Source organism: Streptomyces sp. NPDC059355, assembly GCF_042752335.1.
In the GTDB taxonomy this organism is placed as follows: Bacteria; Actinomycetota; Actinomycetes; order Streptomycetales; family Streptomycetaceae; genus Streptomyces.
The window spans coordinates 108,015-129,765 of sequence record NZ_JBHYXN010000008.1 but is presented as its reverse complement, the minus strand read 5'-3'; the positions used below and the strand labels follow the sequence as shown (position 1 = coordinate 129,765).

At 73.6% G+C, this 21,751-nt stretch carries 19 protein-coding genes and 1 riboswitch; of the genes, 5 read left to right on the top strand and 14 right to left on the bottom strand.

Annotation, left to right across the window (positions count from 1 at the left end):
- Positions 1–63: 63 nt before the first annotated feature.
- Positions 64–825, bottom strand: a complete 762-nt coding sequence (locus ACFXGI_RS10620; RefSeq protein WP_384705046.1) for a methyltransferase domain-containing protein — start codon at positions 823–825, stop codon at positions 64–66.
- A 108-nt stretch (positions 826–933) separates the two neighbouring features.
- Positions 934–1,033, top strand: a riboswitch (ZMP/ZTP riboswitch).
- Positions 1,034–1,128: 95 nt separating this feature from the next.
- Here ACFXGI_RS10620 and ACFXGI_RS10615 point away from each other — a divergent pair.
- A complete protein-coding gene (locus tag ACFXGI_RS10615; RefSeq protein WP_327135753.1) occupies positions 1,129–1,974 on the top strand; it encodes a bifunctional 5,10-methylenetetrahydrofolate dehydrogenase/5,10-methenyltetrahydrofolate cyclohydrolase in 846 nt (281 codons plus the stop codon).
- 229 nt (positions 1,975–2,203) lie between these two features.
- Complete coding sequence (locus tag ACFXGI_RS10610; protein ID WP_384705045.1) at positions 2,204–3,457, top strand: NADH:flavin oxidoreductase/NADH oxidase family protein; 1,254 nt, start codon at positions 2,204–2,206, stop codon at positions 3,455–3,457.
- A 19-nt stretch (positions 3,458–3,476) separates the two neighbouring features.
- Here ACFXGI_RS10610 and ACFXGI_RS10605 read toward each other — a convergent pair whose 3' ends face one another.
- The 4 genes from ACFXGI_RS10605 to ACFXGI_RS10590 all read right to left on the bottom strand — a co-directional run bounded on the left by ACFXGI_RS10605 (position 3,477) and on the right by ACFXGI_RS10590 (position 7,807).
- A complete protein-coding gene (locus tag ACFXGI_RS10605; protein WP_384705044.1) occupies positions 3,477–4,679 on the bottom strand; it encodes an MAB_1171c family putative transporter in 1,203 nt (400 codons plus the stop codon).
- On the bottom strand, positions 4,676–6,118 hold the full coding sequence (locus tag ACFXGI_RS10600; RefSeq protein WP_384705043.1) for an NAD(P)/FAD-dependent oxidoreductase: 1,443 nt from the start codon (positions 6,116–6,118) through the stop codon (positions 4,676–4,678). Before ACFXGI_RS10600 ends, ACFXGI_RS10605 begins: the two co-directional genes overlap by 4 nt.
- Before the next feature lie 109 nt (positions 6,119–6,227).
- Positions 6,228–6,791: a toxin-antitoxin system, toxin component gene (locus ACFXGI_RS10595; RefSeq protein WP_234435625.1), complete on the bottom strand. Its 564-nt coding sequence runs from the start codon at positions 6,789–6,791 to the stop codon at positions 6,228–6,230.
- Positions 6,788–7,807, bottom strand: coding sequence for a hypothetical protein (locus tag ACFXGI_RS10590; protein WP_384705042.1), 1,020 nt, complete (start codon positions 7,805–7,807; stop codon positions 6,788–6,790). Before ACFXGI_RS10590 ends, ACFXGI_RS10595 begins: the two co-directional genes overlap by 4 nt.
- Before the next feature lie 322 nt (positions 7,808–8,129).
- Here ACFXGI_RS10590 and ACFXGI_RS10585 point away from each other — a divergent pair, with 322 nt between their 5' ends.
- Positions 8,130–8,552, top strand: a complete 423-nt coding sequence (locus ACFXGI_RS10585) for a hypothetical protein (protein WP_384705041.1) — start codon at positions 8,130–8,132, stop codon at positions 8,550–8,552.
- Here ACFXGI_RS10585 and ACFXGI_RS10580 read toward each other — a convergent pair.
- Positions 8,538–9,335 (bottom strand): helix-turn-helix domain-containing protein, encoded by a 798-nt coding sequence (locus ACFXGI_RS10580; protein WP_384705040.1) that lies wholly within the window; start codon positions 9,333–9,335, stop codon positions 8,538–8,540. The two genes, ACFXGI_RS10585 and ACFXGI_RS10580, sit on opposite strands and share 15 nt — an antisense overlap.
- Before the next feature lie 144 nt (positions 9,336–9,479).
- On the opposite strand from ACFXGI_RS10580, the gene ACFXGI_RS10575 reads away from it, so the two are divergent.
- Positions 9,480–9,785 carry a 4a-hydroxytetrahydrobiopterin dehydratase gene (locus ACFXGI_RS10575; protein ID WP_384705039.1) on the top strand — a complete coding sequence of 102 codons (306 nt, stop codon included), beginning with the start codon at positions 9,480–9,482 and terminating at the stop codon, positions 9,783–9,785.
- Positions 9,786–9,798: 13 nt separating this feature from the next.
- Here the strand turns inward: ACFXGI_RS10575 and ACFXGI_RS10570 are convergent, their stop codons facing one another.
- The 6 genes from ACFXGI_RS10570 to ACFXGI_RS10545 all read right to left on the bottom strand — a co-directional run bounded on the left by ACFXGI_RS10570 (position 9,799) and on the right by ACFXGI_RS10545 (position 18,106).
- On the bottom strand, positions 9,799–10,224 hold the full coding sequence (locus ACFXGI_RS10570) for an RICIN domain-containing protein (RefSeq protein ID WP_384705038.1): 426 nt from the start codon (positions 10,222–10,224) through the stop codon (positions 9,799–9,801).
- A 7-nt stretch (positions 10,225–10,231) separates the two neighbouring features.
- A complete protein-coding gene (locus tag ACFXGI_RS10565) occupies positions 10,232–11,080 on the bottom strand; it encodes an aldo/keto reductase (protein ID WP_384705037.1) in 849 nt (282 codons plus the stop codon).
- Positions 11,081–11,250: 170 nt separating this feature from the next.
- On the bottom strand, positions 11,251–12,027 hold the full coding sequence (locus tag ACFXGI_RS10560; protein ID WP_384705036.1) for an ABC transporter ATP-binding protein: 777 nt from the start codon (positions 12,025–12,027) through the stop codon (positions 11,251–11,253).
- Positions 12,024–14,897: an ATP-binding cassette domain-containing protein gene (locus ACFXGI_RS10555; RefSeq protein WP_384705035.1), complete on the bottom strand. Its 2,874-nt coding sequence runs from the start codon at positions 14,895–14,897 to the stop codon at positions 12,024–12,026. Before ACFXGI_RS10555 ends, ACFXGI_RS10560 begins: the two co-directional genes overlap by 4 nt.
- A gap of 10 nt (positions 14,898–14,907) precedes the next feature.
- Positions 14,908–16,170 (bottom strand): ABC transporter substrate-binding protein, encoded by a 1,263-nt coding sequence (locus tag ACFXGI_RS10550; RefSeq protein WP_384705034.1) that lies wholly within the window; start codon positions 16,168–16,170, stop codon positions 14,908–14,910.
- A gap of 112 nt (positions 16,171–16,282) precedes the next feature.
- A complete protein-coding gene (locus tag ACFXGI_RS10545; protein WP_384705033.1) occupies positions 16,283–18,106 on the bottom strand; it encodes an AMP-dependent synthetase/ligase in 1,824 nt (607 codons plus the stop codon).
- 345 nt (positions 18,107–18,451) lie between these two features.
- Here ACFXGI_RS10545 and ACFXGI_RS10540 point away from each other — a divergent pair, with 345 nt between their 5' ends.
- Positions 18,452–19,477, top strand: a complete 1,026-nt coding sequence (locus ACFXGI_RS10540) for an IS4 family transposase (RefSeq protein ID WP_384705032.1) — start codon at positions 18,452–18,454, stop codon at positions 19,475–19,477.
- Here the strand turns inward: ACFXGI_RS10540 and ACFXGI_RS10535 are convergent.
- Complete coding sequence (locus ACFXGI_RS10535; protein WP_384705031.1) at positions 19,390–19,917, bottom strand: hypothetical protein; 528 nt, start codon at positions 19,915–19,917, stop codon at positions 19,390–19,392. The two genes, ACFXGI_RS10540 and ACFXGI_RS10535, sit on opposite strands and share 88 nt — an antisense overlap.
- Positions 19,918–20,069: 152 nt before the next feature.
- Positions 20,070–21,737, bottom strand: a complete 1,668-nt coding sequence (locus ACFXGI_RS10530) for a serine/threonine-protein kinase (protein WP_384705030.1) — start codon at positions 21,735–21,737, stop codon at positions 20,070–20,072.
- Positions 21,738–21,751 lie beyond the last annotated feature (14 nt).

The window sequence follows — 21,751 nt, the reverse complement described above, 5'->3', positions numbered from 1 at the left end:
CGCCACGCTGTGGGCGCGCAACCATTCGGCCGTGGATCCGTCCGCGCCTGCGCGCCCTTCCCGTCAGCCCGTTTTGCGGGCTTCGATGAGGAAACGGGCGGTATGCGCCACGAACGGGCCGTCACGTTCGATCCGTTCGTGGAGCTCGCGCAACCGGTCCCGGTACTGCCCGACCGTGAAGCCGGGCACCATCCAGATCACCTTCCGGAGAAAGTAGATCACGGCTCCGATGTCGTGGAACTCCGTACGCAGTCTCTCGGAGCGCAGATCCACCACTTCGAGACCGGCCTTGCCGGCGTCGGCCACCGCGTCGTCGGGGTGCCGGCCGCGCCGGACCTCCTCCGGCTGGGGTCCGAGGAAGTATTCGACGAGCTCGAAGACGCTCGCCGGCCCGACCTGCTGCGAGAGGTACGTACCGCCCGGGCGCAGCACCCGCGCGATCTCCTCCCACCAGATGGTCACCGGGTGGCGGCTGGAGATCAGCTCGAAGGCCTCGTCGCCGAACGGCAGCGGCGGCTCGTCGGCGTCCGCGACCACGACCGCGCCCAGCGGGTGCAGGAGCCGGGTCGCCTTGTCGATGTTCGGCGGCCAGGACTCGGTGGCCGCCGTCAGAGGGGGCAGCGGCCCGGCCCCGGCGAGCACCTCTCCGCCGCCGGTCTGGATGTCGAGGGCGGAGCGGACCCGGGCGAGGCGCTCGCCGAGCAGCCGCTGGTAGCCCCAGGAGGGGCGCTGCTCGGTGGCCCGGCCGTCGAGCCAGGAGAAGTCCCAGCCGTCGACCGAAACGGACTCGGCTTCGGCGACGAGGTGGTCGAAAGTGCGCGTCATGTCTCGATCGTCCCAGGAGTGGCGCCGGTGATCCACCGGTTTGACCGGATCCCGCACACCGGGCGCCGCTGCGGACCACCGCACCCGCCGACGGGGTCCATTAGAGTGGAGCCGGGCCGTGACTGGCGTTCGGGTGGATCACCACCGGGGAGCGGCCCGGCGTACGTCCCCGCACGTACGTCTCCTGCCGCGCGCCTGGGCGAACCGCGAACCCCGCGAACCCGCGATCCGCAGCGACGCTCAGGAGACCCCGTGACGACTGCCCAGACTGCCACTGTCACCGACACCGGCCTGGCCCGGCTGATGGACGGCACCGCCCTCGCCCGCCGTGTCTCGGAGCGGACCGCCGCCCTCGCGGCGAAGATCACCGAGCGCACCGGCACCGCCCCCTGTCTCGCGACCGTGCTGGTCGGCGAGGACCCGGCGTCCGTGACGTACGTGAAGATGAAGCAGAACCGCTGCGCCAAGGCCGGGATCACCTCCCGCCACGTGGAGCTGCCGGCCGAGACCACCACCGAGGAGCTCGTCGCCGCGCTGACCGCCCTCTCCGAGGACCCGGAGATCAGCGGCATCCTGCTCCAGCACCCGGTCCCGCACCACATCGACGAGCGCGCCGCCTTCGAGGCCATCGCCCCGGGCAAGGACGTCGACGGGGTCACCATGCACTCCTTCGCCGCCATGGGATTCGGGCTGCCGGGCTTCGTGTCCTGCACCCCCGGCGGCATCATGCGGCTCCTCGCCGAGTACGACGTGGACCTGACCGGCAAGCACGCCGTGGTCGTCGGGCGCAGCGCGATCCTGGGCAAGCCGGCCGGCATGCTGCTGCTGGAGCAGAACGCCACCGTCACCTACTGCCACTCCCGCACCGTCGACCTGCCTTCGATCGTGCGCCAGGCCGACGTGCTGGTCGCCGCCGTGGGCAAGGCCGAGTTCATCCGGGGCGAGGACATCAAGCCGGGCGCCGTGGTCCTGGACGCCGGCTACAACGAGGGCAACGTCGGCGACGTCCACTTCGAGTCCGCCGCCGCCCGCGCCTCGCTGATCACCCCGGTCCCGGGCGGTGTCGGCCCGATGACCATCGCCGTGCTGCTGGAGCAGACGGTCCAGGCGGCCGCCGCCCAGGCCGGGCTGGAGCTCGCGGACCTCTGACCGCCGCGCCGCACGCCGCGTACGGCAATGCCGCGTACGCACTCCTCGCACGCACGCCGCGTACGGCAGGCGCCCCGGGTCCTTCGGCCCGGGGCGTTCCGCGTGTTCGGGGGGTTCGGGGTGTCTTGATTCTTGTGGGCGGAGCCTGACGGGCTTCGGGGAGCGAGCGGTATGTTTTGCGCCGGGGCGCGCGATGACACGTGCAACACGTTTCCTGGGGAGACTGCTGATGGACCTGTTCACGCCACTGGAGCTGCCGGGCGGCTCGGCCCTGCCGAACCGCTTGGCGAAGGCGGCCATGGAAGAGAGCCTCGCCGGGTCCGGTCAGCTGCCGGACGAGCGCATCGAGCGCCTCTACCGCCGCTGGGCGCGGGGCGGCGCGGGCCTCCTGATCACCGGGAACGTGATGGTCGACCGCCGGGCGCTGACCGCGCCGGGCACCATCGTCCTCGACGCCCGCTCCCCGCTCGACCCCTTCCGCCGCTGGGCCGAGGCCGCGTCCAGCGGTGGCGGCCGGGTCTGGATGCAGATCAACCACCCGGGCCGGCAGGTCGGCTCCGAGATGCCCGGCACGGCCTGGGCGCCCTCCGACATCGGCGTGAGCCTGGGCAAGCACACCAAGCGCTTCGCCCGCCCCACCGCGATGACCGAGGCCGACATCGAGGCCACCATCGCCCGGTTCGCGGTCACGGCCCGGCGGGCCGAGGAGGCCGGCTTCGACGGGGTGCAGATCCACGCCGCCCACGGCTACCTGCTCAGCCAGTTCCTCTCCCCGCTGGTCAACCGGCGCACCGACCGCTGGGGCGGCAGCCCGGAGAACCGGGTCCGGCTGCTCACCGAGGTCGTCCGGGCGGTCCGCGCGCAGGTGGCCCCCGGCTTCGCGGTCGGCGTCAAGCTCAACACCGCCGACTTCCAGCGCGGCGGCTTCGACACCGAGGACGCGGCGCAGGTCCTCGGGGCCCTGGCCGGCCTCGGCGTCGACCTGGTCGAACTGTCCGGCGGCAGCGTGGAGAGCCCCGCGACCCTGGGCCGCACCGCCGACCTGCGGACCCTCGAACGGGAGGCGTACTTCCTCACCTTCGCCGAGCAGTTCCTGGACGCGGCCACGATGCCGCTGATGCTGACCGGCGGGATAGGCCGCCAGGAGACCGCTCGGAAGGTCCTGGCCCGTGGGGTGTCCGTCGTCGGGCTCGCCTCCGCACTGGCGTTCCGCCCCGATCTGCCGGCCCGCTGGCGCGCCGGGGAGGACGTACGGGTGACCGTGGAGCGGCTGCGCTGGAAGGACCGGGACCTGGCCGGCGCCGCGCTGCTGGCCTTCGTACGCTTCCAGCTGCACCGGCTGGCGCGCGGGCTGGAGCCGCGCCCGGCGGCCTCCCCCCGGGCCACGTTCGCCCTCGACCAGCTCCAGCACTGGCGCCGGGTGCGGGCCTACGGGGCCTGGCTCGCGCGGAACCCCGAGCCGGAGGACGCCCTCGCCGGGTGAAGACCGGCGGCCGGCGCCTTCAGAGCGCGGCCGGGTCCCGCCGTACGGCCGCCACGATGGGGGAGGTGCGGAACTCCCGGGCCAGCGCGGCCAGCGGCCGGGAGTCCAGCCGGTACGGCTCGGGCAGCCCCTGGTCGGCCCCGGCCCCGGCCTCCCGGTCTGCGGCCGCCGCGGCTTCGGCGGCGGCCGCCTCCCGGCGCCGGCAGGCCGCGGCGAGCATGGCCGCGTCGGCCACGACCGAGGCCCGCGACGCGCACATGCCCTGGCCGAGGGCGGCCTCGTAGGCGGCGTCCCGTACGGCCGGGTCGAACCAGCGGGCCAGGGCGAGGATCCCGTCGTCGATCACCGATTCGCGGTGGATCAGCCGGATCCCGATCGGCGACCACCAGGTCAGCGGCACCGTGGTCACGCTCGACGCGGCGAAGCCGCGCAGCGCCTTCCACAGCGGGTGCAGCCGCCGGTACCGGCTGAAGTCCCGCCAGGCCGCCGAGCCGCCGACCAGCGGGACGATGAACCCCGAGCCCACCATCAGGGCCGCGGCGGAGGCGAACGGCGGGGCCACGTACGTGGACAGGCCGTCCCAGTCGCGGCCCGCCCAGCGGGCGCCCACCGCAGCCCACTTCGTGACCAGGTAGCCCAGGTCCAGCGCTCCGCCGAGCACGATCAGGGCCAGTCCGGTGCGCAGCGGGCGCAGCGAGGGGCGCACGCGCAGCAGCCACTTCCAGCACAGCAGGGTCAGCGTCGAACTGCCCACCGTGTGCGCGAGGAGGTAGCAGACGATCATCTCGCGCAGCCAGGGCGTGTTGGCGTAGTACGTGTCCAGGTCGCGCAGCCGCTCCACGGGCGCGTCGCCGATCGCGAACAGGACGACGATGAGCAGGGTGACGGCGCTGAACACGCCCACCGTCAGCCGGGTGGCCCGCCGTACGACGGCCGGCGGGCCACCGCCCCACTGCAGGACCAGGACGATGCACGATCCGGAGAACGCGGTCAGCGCGCTGTACACGAGCGGGGCCGAGAAGTTGACGATCCCCGTGAACCGGTTGACCGCGGAGATCGTCGGCGGCGCAGCCAGGAACATGACGAGGCAGCCGACCACGAGCAGGGTGCACACGGCCCGCATCAGCGGCTGGTCCCAGCCCCGGCGCAGGGTCGGCGCCTTGATCAGCAGCGCCAGGATCATCACCGACCCCGGAACGTAGAGGATGAGACCGTCGTTCATCGCGCCTGACCGACGGGACCCACGGGATCGACCGGCCCGGACCCCTGGTCGAGCCCCGCGACGGCCCGCTCGGCCGCCGTCAGCGGCGGCGCCTTCAGCGCACCCCGGTCCGAGGCGCGCAGCACGCGCCAGACCACCAGGGGGCGCAGCCAGTACGCCGGAGTGCTGCTCATGGTGACGACCTGGAGGAACGCGGCGGTGAGCGCCTCCCGCGTGGTGGCTCCGGTCATCAGCCGGTTGACGTACGCGTTGAGCAGACCGACACCGGCCCGCGGCTTCATGCCGGTGGCCCCCGGGTACAGGATGTCCTGCGAGGTGGCGAGCTCCCAGGCGGTGGACACCTGCGGGACGAGCGCGCGCTGCGCCTCGCGGCCGAAGGAGGGATGGGCGAGCCCCTGGGTGCGCAGCAGGGTCCGTACGGCCAGCAGCCCCTGCGCGGCGACGGTCATGCCCTGTCCGTACAGCGGGTTGAAGGTCGCGACGGAGTCGCCGACGGCGAAGAACCCGTCGGGCAGGTCCGCCTTCTCGAAGTAGACCCGGCGGTTGGCGGTGCCCTGGGTGACGGCTATGTCGCTCAGGGGCTTCCTGCTGTCGAGGAGCTCGCCGACGATCGGGTCGCGCAGGCCCTTGGCGAACGGGATGAACTGCTCGGGGTCGCCGGTGGGCTGGCCGCCGCGGGTGCCGGACAGGGTGGCCTGCCACTGGCCGTTCTCGATGGGGACGATCGTCGCGGTCTGGCCGGGTACGTACACCCGCGGATCGGACTGCACGTTGACGATCGGGAAGCCCATCTCGTGCGCCCCGGCGGGGGCTTCGAAGATCCTGGTCGCGTACACCAGGCCGGAGTCGACCTGAGCCTGTCTGATCCCGCCGACCCCCAGTTCCTGCAGCCAGGCCCGGGCCCGCGAGCCGCGCCCGCTCGCGTCGACCACGAGGTCGGCGGTCACCAGCCGGTTCTGCTCCGCGGGGGTGTCGACACGGACGCCGGTGACGCGGGCCGCCGTGCCCTCCAGGGCCCGTACGCGGCTCTGCTGGAGCGTGGTGATGCCGCGCAGCCCCGTGACCCGGGCGCGGACCACCGCGTCGAGGAGGTCGCGGCTGCACGAGATGTTGAACTGCTTCTCCCCGCAGCGCGGGATCCAGCCCTGCGCGGTCATGGTGACGAGGTCGGTGGGCAGGCTGCGGCGGATCGCGCCGGCCGCCGTCCACGCGTCGGTGATGCCCGGGAGTATCTTCTCGATGGCGCGCGCCCCGCCCGACCACATGACGTGGACGTGCCGGGCCTGCGGGAGTCCGCGCCGCGGCGCCGGGCTGTCGGGCAGCGTGTCGGCGTCGATGATCGTGACCGTCGCGTGCTCGGCGAGCACGGCCGCCGCGAGCAGGCCGGCCATGCTGCCGCCGATGACGACGGCGTGGCGGGGCGGGGAGGACTGGGTCATCGTGGTGCTCTCTGTCAGGGCCGTGCGGGGGCAGCGGCGCGCGTGAGGTGCGTCGGGAGGGGAGGCGCCGGTCACCGGGGCGTCATCGGTACGCCGCGCGGGCGTGCACTCAACGGCCCCAGCCGAGCGAGGACTTGATGCGCTCGATCGCCTCGGGGAACCGCTCCTCGCGGGGCCCCGGCAAGTACGCCTTGAGGACTTGGCCGAGATACAGGCCGAAGGTCTCCGCCCGGATCTCCGCCGGGTCCTCCCGGTCGGCGCGAGCGGCCGCCTGCCGGACCACGCTGCCCAGTCCGGTCTCCGAGTGCAGCAGCTGCGCGAGGTCGCCCCGGTCTCCGGTGAGCCGGGCCGCCACGGCCATGCCCGGGCCGTGGCTGTCGCAGGTGCCTTCCTCCAGGTGCCATAACTCGTGGCAGGCGATCACGAGTTGGTGCTCGGGCCGGGTGCGCTCCTCGATGACGAGCAGGTCGCGCTCCTCCATCTCCAGCCACAGCCCGCTGGCCGTGTCGGGCGGGAACCCGGCGAACCGGAACTCCACGGGCCGGCCGCCGCGCCGGCGGCCGTACGCGGCGCACAGGCTTCCGATGATCTCGGCGGCATCGGCCGGCTGCGCCAGGCGCGCTTCCGCCAGCAGATCTCCGCCGAGTTTCCGCATGCTTCGTGTGGTCCTCATGGCGTTCCCCCCTCGGCAGCCTTCCGGTCGTCCGGCACCGCCACGCGGCCCGAGCTCTCGCGTGTCAGCTGTCCCTCGCGGGCCAGCAGGTCGTCGAGGTGGTCGGCCAGCGACTTCCAGCCCGCCGGGGAGAGCCGCCCGGCGCGCGTGACGATGCTCCGTACATCGTGCGCCCGCAGGACGGCCAGCATCGGGTTCTCCGTGCTCCGTTCGGCGGTTTCCAGCTCCTGCTCGATCCCGGCGAGGGCGGTGGCGAGCGCCTCGGTGTCGTCGGCCAGCAGGAAGCCGCCGTCGACCCCGTAGAAGCGCTGGATCCCGGCGGCCGCCGCGAGGTTGGGCAGGCCGTCGCCGCGCGCGAGGCGGGTCAGCGACTGCCCCGACGCGTAGAAGGACTCGGCGATGGCGGCGAGGGAGTGGGCCTGGCCGTCCGCGCGCGGCCGGGTGCGCCGCAGGTGCTCGAACCGCTGGCGGACCTGCTCCTTGAGCGGGAGCCGGGGCGGCGCGCCGTCGAGGGTGAGCCGGATGTCCTGCGGGGGCATGCCCGTCAGGTACGAGAGGTGCCCGAGATCCGCGGGGGCGCCGCCGCCGGTGGTGGCGAGGGCGTGCTCCACCGCGCACTGGCTGTCGGCCAGGAGGAAGCCGGCGTAGACCCCGAAGAACCGCTGCACGCCCGCCGCATGGCCCAGCCGCGGCAGTCCGGTGCCCGAGTTGAGGGGGCCGAGGGAGGCGCCGGGCGCCTGGAAGTCCTCCGCGATGGCGGCCAGCGACCACTCCCGGCCGTGCTTGTCACGGCGGGTGGCCCGCAGCCGCAGGAAGCGCCGGTGCACCCTCAGGCACAGCGGCACTTCGGGCGCGGTCCCGGCCACGACCTGCGGGATGAGCGCGGGTTCGACCCCGCACAGGCGGCTCAGCCGCTCCGGGCACAGTACGTCGGCGGCGTCCCGCCCGCTCCGTTCGGCCGATGCCGCGACGCGCACCCAGGCGGAGGCCAGGTCGGGTCGGTCGGCAGCTGGCACCGTGAGGTACTCCGTATGTCGAGAGGACGTTCGAGAGCTTCGGCTGGGTGCAGCGTAGCCCTCCCCCTGTCGGTGAAACAGGAGAATCCCAACGTTTCTTGCGATGTGAGTCAAAGAAGGTTGGCAAGCCCGCCCCGCCCCGCGGGCATGACCCCGGAGGTAATCGACCCCGGCGCGGGCCCGGCGGCACAGTGGAGCCATCGGGTCCCGAGTCCGCGCACTCGGCCTCGGGACCCGTCCCCACCAGCGCGTTCGACCGCGGGACCGCGACTGCGACCGCGACCGCGCGAACGCCCCTACCCGTCATGGAGGCCGATCCGTCATGTCCGCGACCCTGCCCGCCGGCATCGCCCGTACCGCCGTCCCGCAGACCGCGCTGCGCCGCCTGCTCGCCCTCGACGCCGTGGTCACGGGCGGGAACGGCTTCGCGTACGCCGTGTTCTGCGCCCCGCTCGGCCGGCTGCTCGGCGCCGGGCGGGGCACGCTGTGCGAACTCGGCCTGTTCCTGACCCTCTACGGGGCCGGCGTCGGCCTGCTCGCCGCACGCCGCAGGCCCCCGGCCGGCCCGGTGAGGTTCGTCATCGGGGCGAACTGCGCCTGGGCGGCCCTGAGCCTGGTCTCGCTGTTCCTGTGGGACGCCCCCACCACCGCCGGGCTGGTGTGGATCCCGGCCCAGGCGGCCACCGTCGCAGCGTTCGCCGCCCTGCAGCGGCAGGCACTGCGCTCCGCCTCAGGGGACCGCTGAGCGCAGGTATTTAGCCGTCGCCGCGTCGGCCGGGAGCAGCGTCTCGACGGCCAGCTCGGCGACCGTCACGTCCATCGGGGTGTTGAACGTGGCGATCGAGGAAACGAAGGAGAGCAGGTGCCCGTCGTGCTCGATCAGCAGCGGCAGCGCGATGTACGGGACGGTCTCCTCGGGTCCGGCCCCCGCGTCCCCGGACCGCCCGGCGACCGGATACCCGGACACCTCCTCGTACAGCGCGCGCAGCGGCGCCGAGCGGGACAGCGCGATCTGCCGCTCCATCTGGGCCAGCAGATGCCCGCGCCACCGGCCGAGGTTGCGGATCCGCGGCGCCAGGCCCTGCGGGTGCAGGGTGATCCGCATGGCGTTCAGCGGCGGGACCAGCAGGTGTTCGGGCAGCCCGTCGAGCAGCATCGCGATGCCGCGGTTGGCGGCGACGACGTCGTACGTGGCGTCCACGACCAGGGCCGGGTACGGCTCGTAGCCGGTCAGCAGCCGCTCCAGGCCCTCGCGCAGCACCCCCAGGGAGGGGTCGTCCAGCGGGGTCTGCGTGTAGTGCGGGGCGTAACCCGCCGCGAGGAGCAGCGTGTTGCGCTCGCGTACCGGCACGTCGAGGTGGTCCGCGAGCCGCAGGACCATCTCCTTGCTCGGCCGCGACCGGCCGGTCTCGACGAAGCTGATGTGCCGGGACGAGGAGTCGGCGCGGCCCGCCAGCTCCAGCTGGCTGATGCCGCGCCGCTCCCGCCAGGTGCGCAGCAGGGCTCCGACGGACGGGGTGGAGGTCATGCCCACGACGTTAGCCGAGGGGCCGTACGCGGCGGCACGGAAGCACCCGCACGCACCACGGCGCGAAACCCTCCGTGCGGCCCCCGCTGTGGGAACCTTGACCGCACGTCAGAATTCCGGTCCGAACGGTGAAGGAGCATGCCGATGGCAGACGAGCCGCTTTCGCAGAAGGAGATCGAGGACCGGTTGCGGGAGCTCCCCGGCTGGGCCTTCGAGGACGACAGGATCATCCGCACCTACCGGCTGGGCACCCACTTCGCGGCGAGCGCGCTCATCGCCCACATCGCCTCGGTCCAGGACGAGTTGAACCACCACTCGGACCTGACCCTGGGCTACAACACGGTCCGGGTGTCCGTGAACACGCACAGCGCGGGCGACTCCGTCACCGGCGCCGACTTCGCGCTCGCCGAGCGCGTCGAGGCCCTCGCCCCCGCCCACGGCGCGAGCTGACACGGACGGCTGCTCAGACGGGCTCCAGCCGCCACCACTGGGCGGGGGAGTCGGTGTCCTCGCACTGGCGGGCCCGGCCCTCCTCGTCCGCCTCCAGCGGCAGGCCGCTGATACAGGCGATCAGGGACACCACCCCGGGATCGTCGAGATGCTCCTCGACGATCCACTCCTGCGCCCCGAACGCGTTCGCCCGCCAGACCTGGACCCGGGTGCCGCTCTCCGTCGAGGCGTTGGCGACGTCCAGCCGCCTGTCGTTGTGGACGCTGACGATGTGCACGATCCCGCCGCCGCTGTGGACCGGCGAGATCCGCCACCGGAGGGCGGCCTGCGGAGCGGGCGGGCCGTCCGGGCCCACCCCCACCCGGGTGCTGCCCTCCAGCCGGAGCAGCAGGCCGCTGGCGGCGTTGCGGATCCGGTAGACCCCGTCGGGCGGGCTCATCCGCGGCTCAGATGTCGAAGACGGCCGGGTCCGGCCCGATCCGCCCGGCCGAGGCCCCCCGCCCCAGCGCGTCCAGCGAGGCGAGGTCGGCTTCGTCCAGCTCGAAGCCGAACACGTCCAGGTTCTCCCGGATCCGCGACGGGGTCACCGACTTCGGGATCACGATGTTGCCGAGCTGCAGGTGCCAGCGCAGCACCACCTGGGCGGGGGTGCGCCCGTGCCGGTCGGCGGCCTCGACGACCGCGGGGAGCGCCAGCAGCTCCTTGCCCTGGCCGAGCGGGGACCAGGCCTCGGTGGCGACGCCGAGCGTCGAGTGCACGGCGCGCAGCTCGGCCTGCGGGAAGAGCGGGTGCAGCTCGATCTGGTTCACGGCCGGGACCAGCGGGCTCTCGGCGCCGATCCGCTCCAGGTCGGCGGGGCGGAAGTTGGACACGCCGACGGCGCGGGCGCGGCCGCTCTCGGCGATCTCCTCGAAGGTCTTCCAGATGGTGAGGAAGTCTTCGCGCATCGGGCGCGGCCAGTGGATCAGGTACAGGTCGAGGTGGTCGAGGCCCAGCTTGCCCAGGGAGCCGTCGAGCGCGCGCAGCACGTCGTTGCGCTGCCAGGTCCGGGAGCGGTCGTTCCACAGCTTGGTGGTGACGAACAGCTCCTCGCGCGGCACCCCGGAGGCTGCGATCGCCTGGCCGGTGCCCGACTCGTTGCGGTAGGCGGCCGCCGTGTCGATGCTCCGGTACCCCGCCTCCAGCGCGTCCCCGACCGCCCGCGCGGCCTCGGAGTCCGGGACCTGGAAGACGCCGTACCCGATCTGGGGCATGAGCGTGCCGTTGTTGAGCCGGATGGCGGGGACGTCGTTCACGTCTGGCTGTTCCCTCGGTTCGGCGGACTGGGGCGTGCGGGCTGCGGGCGTACGGGCGCAGCCGCTTACGGGCGCACGGGTCCACGGGTCCACGGGTGCACGGGGGCGACGACCGGCCGCCCGGGCGAGCGTATTCCCGCCAAGGCGGCGCAGCCGGACCGGACACACCGTCAGGACGCCCCCAGATAGGCCTCCCGGACGAGCGGATCGGCCCGGATCTCGGCGGGCGCGCCCTCGGCGAGGACCGTTCCGAGGTCCAGGACCACCACCCGCGTACACAGCTCCATGACGAAGGCCACGTCGTGCTCCACCAGCAGCACCGCGCACCCCTCCTCCTCGGCCAGCCGCCGCACGACCGCCGCGAGCTGCGCGCGCTCGGGCGCCGACAGCCCGGACGCGGGCTCGTCCAGCAGCAGTACGCGCGGCGGATCGGCCACGGCGCGGGCCAGTTCGACCATCCGGGCCCGGCCGACCGGCAGCCCGCCCGCGTACGAGGCCCCCAGCGAGCCGATCCCGCAGGCGGCCAGCACCCGTTCGCCGCGCTCCCGACGCTCCCGTTCCCGGCGGCGCCGCGCCGGCACCCCGAGGAGGTCGGCGGCCAGTCCGCCCCCGCCGCCGCGCCACTCCTGCGCGACCAGCAGGTTCTCGGCCACGCTGAGCTGCCCGAACAACTGCTGCCGCTGGAACGTCCGGCGCATCCCGTGCCGGGCCCGCCAGACCGGGGAGCGGCGGGTGATGTCCGCCCCGTCGAGGAGCATCCGCCCCCGGTCGGGCCGCCGGATCCCGGACAGGACGTCGAACAGGGTGGTCTTCCCGGCCCCGTTCGGCCCGATGAGCCCGCACACCTCCCCGGCCCGGACCCCGAGGTCCACCCCCGTCAGGGCCTTCACGCCGCCGAAGCGGACGCTGATGCCGCAGCCCTGCAGTACGTACGGCGGCGCCGTCATGTCGCCCTCCCCAGGTAGGCCGCGGCCAGCCGGCCGGCCTCCACCTCGGCGCGCGGCCCGCACCAGGTGACCCGGCCCCGGGAGAGGTACGCGACGGTGTCGGCGACCCCGAGGATCCCGGCGGCCTTCTCCTCCACCAGCAGCAGCGCGGTCCCGGCGTCCCGGAGCTCGGTGAGCAGCGCGTACACCTCCTCCACCACCCGCGGAGCCAGCCCCATCGAGGGCTCGTCGGCGATCAGCACCTCGGGCGGGCGCTGCAGCAGCGGAGCGAGGGCCAGCATCTGCTGTTCCCCGCCGGACAGGGCCCCGGCGGCCACGCCCCGACGCTCCCGCAGGCGCGGGAACCGCTCGTAGACCCCTTCCCGCGCCTGCGCTTCGCGGAGGTACAGCGAGAGGTTCTCCTCGATGGTCAGCGCCGGGAAGATGCCCCGTCCCTCGGGGGCGAGCAGCACCCCGCTCCGGGCCAGCCGCACGGGCCCGTCCCGGGTCACGTCCCGCCCCCGCAGGAGCACCTGTCCGCTCCCGGCGGCCAGCGCCCCGGCGGCCACCCGGCAGGCGGTGCTCTTCCCGGCCCCGTTCGGCCCGAGCACGGCGAGGATCTCCCCCTGCCGGACGACGAGATCGACCCCGTTCAGGACGAGCCCCCCGTCGTACCCCGCGGTGACCCCGCGCAGCTCCAGGGCGGGCCCACCCCCGGCACCCGGCGCGCCGGGCTCCGTCGGCGGGCGCTGCCCGGGGGTGCGGGGCCGGAGCCCCCGCACCGGGTCCGGGCGGAGCCCGGTTTCGGGAAGGGGCGGGTTGGGCGATAGCCCCGCAGGGCCCGTACCCCCGCCGGAGCCCGCTGTCACCGCACCGGAGGCACCCGTACCCCCGCCGGAGGCCGAGGCGCCCGCACCGGCATCGGCTGCGCCACCCCCGCCGGAGGCCGCGGCCCGGCGCCTGGCCCGCCGTACCGCAACGGCGGCGCAGTACCCGTCCGGATCGTTGGCCAAGGCCAACCCCGCCAGGCCGAACAGGATCACCGGCAGGTGCGCGGACTCCGTCACGTAGTCCGCCAGGACCCGCGGGGCCACCGCGAAGACCACCCCCGCCACCACCGCGTACTGCGGCCGCCGGACCCCCGCGGCCACCACCACCGCCAGCCACACCAGCCCCGTCATGGCCGTGAAGTCCGTCGCCGTGATCCGGGTGTTGTACGAGGCGACGAGCACGCCCCCGAACCCCGCCAGCCCCGCCGACACCGTGAACAGGAGCAGCTTCGTCCGCAGGACGGACACCCCCGAGGCCATGGCCGCCGCGGGCGCCGACCGTACGGCCAGCATCGCCCGCCCCGAGGGCGAGTTCCGCAGCGCGCCCAGTCCCGCCGCGCACACCGAGACGAGCACCACGAGCGCCACTCCCAGCGCCCGGTCGTCGCCGAGATCCACGGGCCCGAACACCGGCCGCGGGATCGACCACCCCGAGTCCCCGTTCCGCAGCCAGCGCATCTGGAACAGCACCTGGTCCGCCAGGAACGCCAGCGCCAGCGTCGCGAGCGCCAGCGTCCGCCCGCCCAGCCGCAGCGCCGGCAGCGCGACCAGCGCCCCCAGCACCGCCGCCACGCACGTACCCACCGCGAGCGCCGCCACGAACGGCCAGCCCCGGCTCATCAGCAGCCCCGCCACCAGCGCGGCCCCGGTCACGAACGTGCCCTGCGCCAGCGAGACCATCGCCCCGAGACCGGTCACCACCGTGAAGGACATGAACACCAGTCCGAGGGCCAGCCCTTGCGCGAGCAGCCCGCTCCAGAACGGCGTGGTCACGGTGTAGAAGGCCACGCCCAGCACCCCGGCGGCCGCCGCCCACACTCCCCACCGCCGGGCCCAGGAGGCCCCCGCCACATGGTCCACGGGAACCGCACCCGCACCCGCACCCGCACCCGCACCCGCCTCCGCGTCCTGCGCCGCGGTCCCCGCGGTCCGCCCGCGCCGGGCCGACACCAGCAGCCCGCCGAACAGGATCAGGAACGGCACGGCCGTGCGGAACCCGGTGATCCCCTCGGCGAACGACGCGTACCCGGCCACCAGGTTCTGCAGCACCCCCAGCCCCAGCCCGCCCGCGAAGGCGAGCGGCACGGACGCGAACCGCCCGATCACCGCCGCCGTGGCCGAGACGAACAGGAACAGGGTGAAGTCGTGCGCCGACAGCCCCAGCAGCGGCGTCGCCAGCACCCCCGCCAGTCCCGCCAGCGCGGACGAGATCATCCAGGCCACCGAAGACAGCCGGTCGGCGCTGATCCCGCGCAGCTCGGTCAGCGAGCGGTTGTCGACGGCCGCCCGCAGCCGCAGACCCAGCCGCGTGTGCCGCATCAGCACCCACAGGCACACCGCCACCACCGCCGTCACCACCCAGGTGATCAGCTGGTCGGAGTCCACGCCCACGCCGTCGAGCAGCTGCCAGCTCCGGGCCGGGCTCGGCCCCACCCCCGGAAGCCCGAACTGGTTCTCCGCGGGCCTCACCGGCGCGCCCGCGTCCCCGAGCATCTCCACGGCCCACAGCCCGGCCGCCGGCAGGGCCACCAGCAGCCCGATCGTGGCCACGATCTGCGCCGTCTCGCCGACCCGCGCGAGCCGCCGGAACATCAGCCGGTCCAGCCCCCACCCGAGCCCGGGGGCCAGTACGCACACCACCAGCAGGGCTGCCGGGACGGCCGGCCAGCCCAGCCCGGAGTGCATCTCGTAGAAGGTCAGCGCGCACAGGTAGGCGGTGGCCCCGTGCGCGAAGTTGAACAGCCCGGACGCCGAGTACGACAGCACCAGCCCGGTGGCCAGCAGTGCGTACAGGGCGCCGGAGACCAGACCGCTCAGCACGAAGACGAGCAGATCTCCCATGCCGCGAGCCCTACTTGAAGGGGATGGGCTGACGGCACGAGAAGGGGACGGAGACCTCGTACGCCCCGCCGCGCAGCTGGACGAGTGCTCCGCAGCCGAAGCTGTCCTTCTGTCCCTTGGGCTCCGAGCGGTCGCCGACGAGCGTGCCGGTGTCGGAGAAGCCCTGCGCGGCGGCCTGGAAGGACTCGGCGGTCAGCTCCTTGCCCGCCTTCCGCGCGATGGAGACGAACAGGTCGGCGGACATGTACCCGGTCAACATGTGCATGCTGAGCGGGACTTCCTGCCCGCCCGCGGCCGCCTTGATGTCGGCCTTGAACTGGGTCATCTTCGGGTCCGCCGACTCGAACGGCTGGAACTGCAGCAGCACGTGCACCCCGTCGAGCGCCTGCTTGGTGGCGTCCTTGGCGAGCAGCCCCGGGTCGTAGTCGGTCGGGTCGGAGAGCAGCCCCCGGTAGCCGCTGCGCTTGAGCGCCGTGAAGAGGCCGATGTTGTTCGGGGTCTGCATGACCGAGACGACGGCGTCCGGCGCCTTGCCGTCGTTGCTCTCCAGGATGTCCTTCACGTACGCCGACCAGTCGCTCGGCACCGCCGTCGCGGGTACGGAGGCCTTGGCGTAGGCGACCTTGAACCCGGCGGCCGCGAAGCCCTGCTGGAAGGTGCGGATGCCGAACTTCCCGGCGTCGCTGTCGTTGGCGATCACCGCGACCGACTTGCCCTGCGCGCCGCCGAGGAGCCGGCCGATTCCCTCGGGCCAGGTCTGGTTGAGGGTGCCGCCGGGGGAGGGGACCAGGCAGCCGTTGAACCCGTAGATGTACTTGGGCCCGCAGAAGGAGGGCAGCGTGCCCCAGCCGAAGGTGGGGACCTTCTCCTGCTCCAGGAAGTCGGCGCCGGAGAAGGTGACCGAGCTCATCGGGGCGACGGCGAAGACCTTGTCCTGCTGGACGAGCTTGCGGGCGGCGGCCATGTTCTTGCCGGGGTCCTGCCCGTCGTCCTCCGCCCCCAGGTAGTCGATCTTGCGCCCGTTGATCCCGCCCTCGGCGTTGGCCCTCAGGTACCGGGCCTTCGCGCCGAGGTCGGTGTCCTTCTTGCTGTACCCGCTGGCGGAGGTCATGGAGACGATCCCGCCGACCTTGATCGAGTCGGCGCTCACGCCGCGGGAGTTCCCGGCGGCCCCGGGCTTGCCGGGGGAGGAGCCGTTGGAGGCGGAGTTGCAGGCGGAGACGAGCGCGAGCGCCGCCGCCGCGGCGGCCAGGGTGCGGATCGGTCGCAGCATGTGTGGGATCCCCTCCGGTCGGAATCCCCGCATTCTGTGGCTGACCTGACGAGGCGTCAATACGATCGGCGAGGTGAAATGACGGAGCGTCAGATACTGGTGAAGCGGCCCGTCAGGCCTGGTAGAGGGCCGCAACCTCCTGCGCGTACGCCTTCTCGATCGCCCGCCGCTTCAGCTTCAGCGAGGGCGTCAGCAGCCCCCGTTCCTCGGTGAACTGCTCCGCCAGCACCCGGAAGGTGCGGATCGCCTCGGCCTGCGAGACCAGCGTGTTCGCGGCCACCACCGCCCGGCGCACCTCCGCCGTCAGATCCGGGTCGTGGACCAGCTGCGCCGCCGGCAGCTGCGGGCGCCCGCGCATCGACAGCCAGTGCGCGATCCCCTCCATGTCCAGCGTGAGCAGCGCGGCCACGTACGGCCGGTCGTTGCCCACCAGCACGCACTGCGCGACCAGCGGATGCGAACGCACCCGCTCCTCCAGGGCGGTCGGGGAGACGCTCTTGCCGTTGGAGGTCACCAGGATCTCCTTCTTGCGCCCGGTGATCGTGAGGTACCCGTCCTCGTCCAGCCGCCCCAGGTCCCCGGTCGCCAGCCAGCCGTCCCGCAGCACCGCCTCCGTGGAGCGCGGGTCGTTCAGGTACCCGGCGAACACGTGGTTCCCGTGCAGCCACACCTCCCCGTCCTCGGCGATGTGCACCGTACTGCCCGGGATCGGCCGGCCGACCGTGCCGTACTTCGTCGCGCCCGGCGGGTTCGCGGTGGCCGCCGCGCAGGACTCGGTCAGGCCGTAGCCCTCGAACACCGTGATCCCGGCCCCGTCGAAGAACAGCCCGAGGCGCCGCGACATCGCCGACCCGCCCGACATGGCGTGCCGCACCCGGCCGCCCATCGCCTCGCGGACCTTCCCGTACACCAGCTTCTCGAAGAGCTGGTGCTCCATGCGCAGTCCCGCCGAGGGGCCCGGCCCGGTCCCGAACGCCTTGTGCTCGCGCGCCTCCGCGTACCGTACGGCCGTCTCCACCGCCCGGTCGAAGGGGCCCGTACGCCCCTCCGCCTCCGCCTTGCGGCGGGCCGCCGCGAACACCTTCTCGAAGACGTACGGGACGCCCAGCACGAACGTCGGCCGGAACGCGGCGAGGTCCGGCAGCAACTCGGCGGCCGCCAGCACCGGCTGGTGGCCCAGCTTCACCCGCGCCCGGACGGCCGCCACCTCCACCATCCGCCCGAAGACGTGGGCGAGGGGTAGGAACAACAGGGTGGAGGGCTGCTCCCCGGGCCCCGCCCGGAAGACGGACTCCCAGCGGGCCACCATCGTGTCGGCCTCGTACATGAAATTGCCGTGCGTGAGCACGCAGCCCTTGGGCCGCCCGGTGGTCCCCGAGGTGTAGATGACGGTGGCGACGGCATCGGGCGTCACCGCCGCCCGGTGCCGGTGCACCAGGTCCTCGGCGACCCCGCGGCCGTCCGCGACGATCGCGTCGACGGCCCCGGCGTCCAGCTGCCACAGCCGCCGCAGGTGCGGCAGCCGCTCGATGACCGACCCGACGGTCATGGCCTGGTCCTCGTCTTCAACGACGCAGGCGGTGCAGTCGGAGTCCTGGAGGATCCAGTGCACCTGATCGACGGAGGAGGTCGGGTAGACGGGCACGGGCTGCGCGCCGATCGCCCACAGGGCGAAGTCGAACAGGGTCCACTCGTACCGGGTCCGGGACATGACCGCGACCCGCTCCCCGAACCGGACCCCCTGGGCCAGCAGCCCCTTCGCCAGGGCGAGCACCTCGGCGGCGAGCTCCCCGGAGGTCACGTCCCCCCAGACCCCGTCGGCCTTGCGGCCGAGCACCACCCTGCCGGGATCCTCCTGGGCATGGTGGAACACGACGTCGGCGAGCCCGCCGACGGGCGCCGCAACAACGACTGGTGGGACGGTGATCTCGCGCATGCCCCGCTCCTCTCCGCGCAGCGCGGCGACGCTACCCCACACCTCACCAGGGTTGATCACCGAGCGAAGACCTCCACAAGACCTCCCCAGGGAGGTGTGCAGGCCCGGAGATAGGGACACTCCCCGTCCCACCACCCCGGAAACGCCGAACGCCGCCCCGATCCCGCGCAGGGCGGGACGGGGCGGCGCGCGCACCCTCAGGCCCTGGGGTCTGCGCTGGCCGATGCAGTTGCTTTTGAGTCGGCTGGTCCGTTGATCTGCTCGTGGAGGGGTGGGGGCCGAGATGCCGGTCGCGCATAGGGATCCGGACCAAGGCGTTCACGCCGGAGCTCGTGCACGCGGCCGTTGCCGAGCACGGGCGCGTGGTGGCGTGGTCTGCGCCTCCCGGCGCTGGACGGCACACAGTGCGACGTGCCGGACTCGGTGGGCAACGGCGACACCTTCGACGGCCCCTCCACAGGCGGGACGCCGTTCGGCTTTCCGCAGGTGCGAGCCGCCGTGCTCGCGGAGATCGGCACCCACGCCATCCTCGACGCCGGCCTCGGCGGCTACCGGGACGGCGAACGGGGCCTGGCCTGCCCACTGGCCGGCTCGACAGGCCTCGGGGATCTCGTCATCGCCGACCGCGGGTTCTGGTCGGTCGAATTCGTCTACGCCTTCACCACGTCCGGCGCCCATCTGCCGGCCAGGCTCCAGTCCGACCACCTCGGCACCACTCAGGCGGAGTTGCCTGATGCCTCCCGGCTGTCCCTGATGCGCCCCGGTAAGGATGTCCGCCGCCGGGCAGCCCGCGAAGGCCGGGTCCTGCCGAAGGAGACGACCTACCGCGTCATCACCCTCACCACGAACGACAAGGCCGTGCACCTGGGCACGCCCCTGCCGGACACCGAGCGGTACCCGGCGGACGAGCTGATCGCCCTCTCCCGGCAGCGCTGGGAGATCGAGCCGGCCTTCGACGAGACCAAGAACCACCTCGGCCCCGGCGGACCGCTCCGATCGCGCACCCCCGAAGCCGTGCGGCAGGAGCTGTGGGCCCTGCTCGCGGTCCACCAGGCCGTCCGCCGGTTCGCGCACGACGCCGCGGCGAATGGCCCGGTCCTGGATGCCGACCGGCTCTCCTGCCTCCGCTGCGTCCGGATCGCCCGGCGCAGCGTGCCGTCCCGGCACGGCACCTCCAGGCGACCAACGCCTGGAATGAGGCTATCCAGGAAGCGCGGCCCCGTCTGCTGCCGCCCCGCACACAACCAGACCACCAAACAGCGCAATCACCGGGGCGCCGGCCCCTACAGCTGGTCCCCCCTGCCGGGTGGTTTCGGAGGATGCATCCCGCCACCGTCCTTGATGTCCTCTTCACAGGTGCGTCGGTCGTAGGACCGGTCATTGGGGATCAACAACACTCCGGCAACCTGCTCAGGTTGCTCGATGGCGAGCCAGTCGTCGCCCGTGAGGGGATCGTCGGCCGGCCCGAACGCCTGGGACGAGTGAACCGTGTGACACCCCAACGCGACACGCTCCTTGTCGACCGCGCAGGCGTCCACCGTGGGGTCGGAATATGGGTCAGCGCCGTCGAAGCGGAAGCGGAAGTGGACCCGGTCACCTTCGGAGGGCACCTGCGGGTGGGGCTCAAGGCGCCAGTCGACGACCGCGGCGGTGACGCCGAGAGGCTGCCCGTACGTGTCCACAACCTGCACCCTGACACCGGCCCTGCCGCGCTCCGCCGTCGTGTCGGTGCAGCCCCAGGAAGAGCAGCCGGACAGGGCGAGAATCACCAGAGCCAGCGGGGCAACGGCGAATACCCGTGCAGGTGACACTGAGATGACCTCCGGTCGGGGTGGGGCGGGGCAGGGTATCCCGGGGCCTGGCAGCTGCGGGTGATGGCGACGAGCGCCTGCGGTGGCGAAGCCGAAGCGCAGAGGAGCCCTGTGAACTGGGCGGGTGCTTAAAGCAACTGCATTGGTCTGCGCTAGCCCGCCGGGACGAAGGAGTCCAGCGCCGCGTCGAAGTGGCTGCGCGCCTCCGGGAGCCGGCCGACGGGCGCGGACACCCAGACGTCGTACAGGCGCCCGCTCTCCTCCCAGCACACGTCGAAGGTGTGCCGGGCCCCTTCGGCGGCGGTGAAGCCGTCCCAGGTGAACTCCCACAGGGCGGCGGGCAGTCCGTTGTGCGTGGTCGGTACGACCGTGCCGTCGCGGTATCCGGGGTTGGTGGCCGGGCCGCTCGCGTGCGAGAGCCGCATGAGGGTGACCGGCCCCTCGGACGCCGCGGGCGTCGTCTTGACGCCGATCCGGAAGGCCCCGTCCGGGGACACGTAGAACACGCGCTGGTCGTCGGTGCTGCGCCGGAAGCCGTCCGGTACGGCGATGCTGAAGCCCTCGGCGTCGGAGACCGATCGGTACCCGGCGGGTGCGGGCCTGGCGGCCGCGGGAGCGGGAGCGGACGCCGTGCGGGCGGGCTTGGCGTCGGCGGGGGAGGGGGACGAGGCGGTGGCCCGGCTCGAGACGGACGCGGTGGCGGGCGGCGCCTGCCGCGCGCCGTCCGCCGACCGCTCCCCGAACTGCGAGGTGACGGCCACGGCCCCCGCGACCGCGACCGCGAACAGCGCGGCGATCAGCCCCGCCCGCAGAGCCGGCCGGGTCCGCCGCGCCGGGGCGGACGGCTGTGCGACGTGCTCGGTCGGCGAGTAGCCGGCCGGGCCGCCGGGTCCGCCCGCGCTCCCGGGAGCGCTTCCGGGCGCCGGGGCGGTCTCCAGATCCGGCCCGGGAGCCCGGTCGGCCACGGCGGGGACCGTACCGGTGCTCACGTACGCCGACAGCAGCCGCTCGGCCTCCGCCGCTTCCATCCGCCGCTCGGGGAGACGCTCCAGCAGGCCGCGGATGACCGGGGCCAGCGGCCCCGCCTGCGCCGGCGGGCGGATCTCTGCGAACACGACGGCGTGCAGGACGCCGCCGAGCGAATCGCGGTGGAACGGCGACTTCCCGGTGAGCGCCGTGCACAGCAGGACCCCGAGCGACCACAGGTCGGATTCGGGTCCGGCGGCGGCGCCCTGCATGCGCTCGGGCGAGGCGTACTCGGGCGAGCCGACGAAGGCGCCGGTCTCGCTGATGGTGGTGGACCCGGCGAGGCTCGCGATGCCGAAGTCGGTGAGCACCACCCGCCCGGTGTCCGCCTCCAGGAGCACGTTGGCCGGTTTGACGTCCCGGTGCAGCACCCCCCGGGCGTGCGCCGCGCGCAGCGCGCCGAGCAGGGCCAGCCCCGTCCGCGCGGTCTCGGCGGGGCCCAGCGGTCCCCCGGCGCCGAGCCGGTCGGCCAGCGAGCCGCCCTCGACGAGTTCCATGACGATGTGGGGGCGCCCGTCGTGCTCCACGACGTCGTGGACCACCACCACGTGCGGATGCCTGACCTGTGCGACGGTCCGGGCCTCCCGCAGGGCGCCCTTGGCCTCCGTACCCCCGTCGACATGGAGCTCCTTGACGGCGACGGGACGCCCGAGGAGCTCGTCGGAGGCCTGCCAGACGGTCCCCATGCCGCCTCGGCCCAACCGCTTCTCCAGGCGGTACCGCCCGGCGATCACGATGCTGCTGCCCGGCTCGTCGTGCGACACGTTGTTTCCCCTCCGACCCCGTGCGCCCATGATGCCGCACCGCC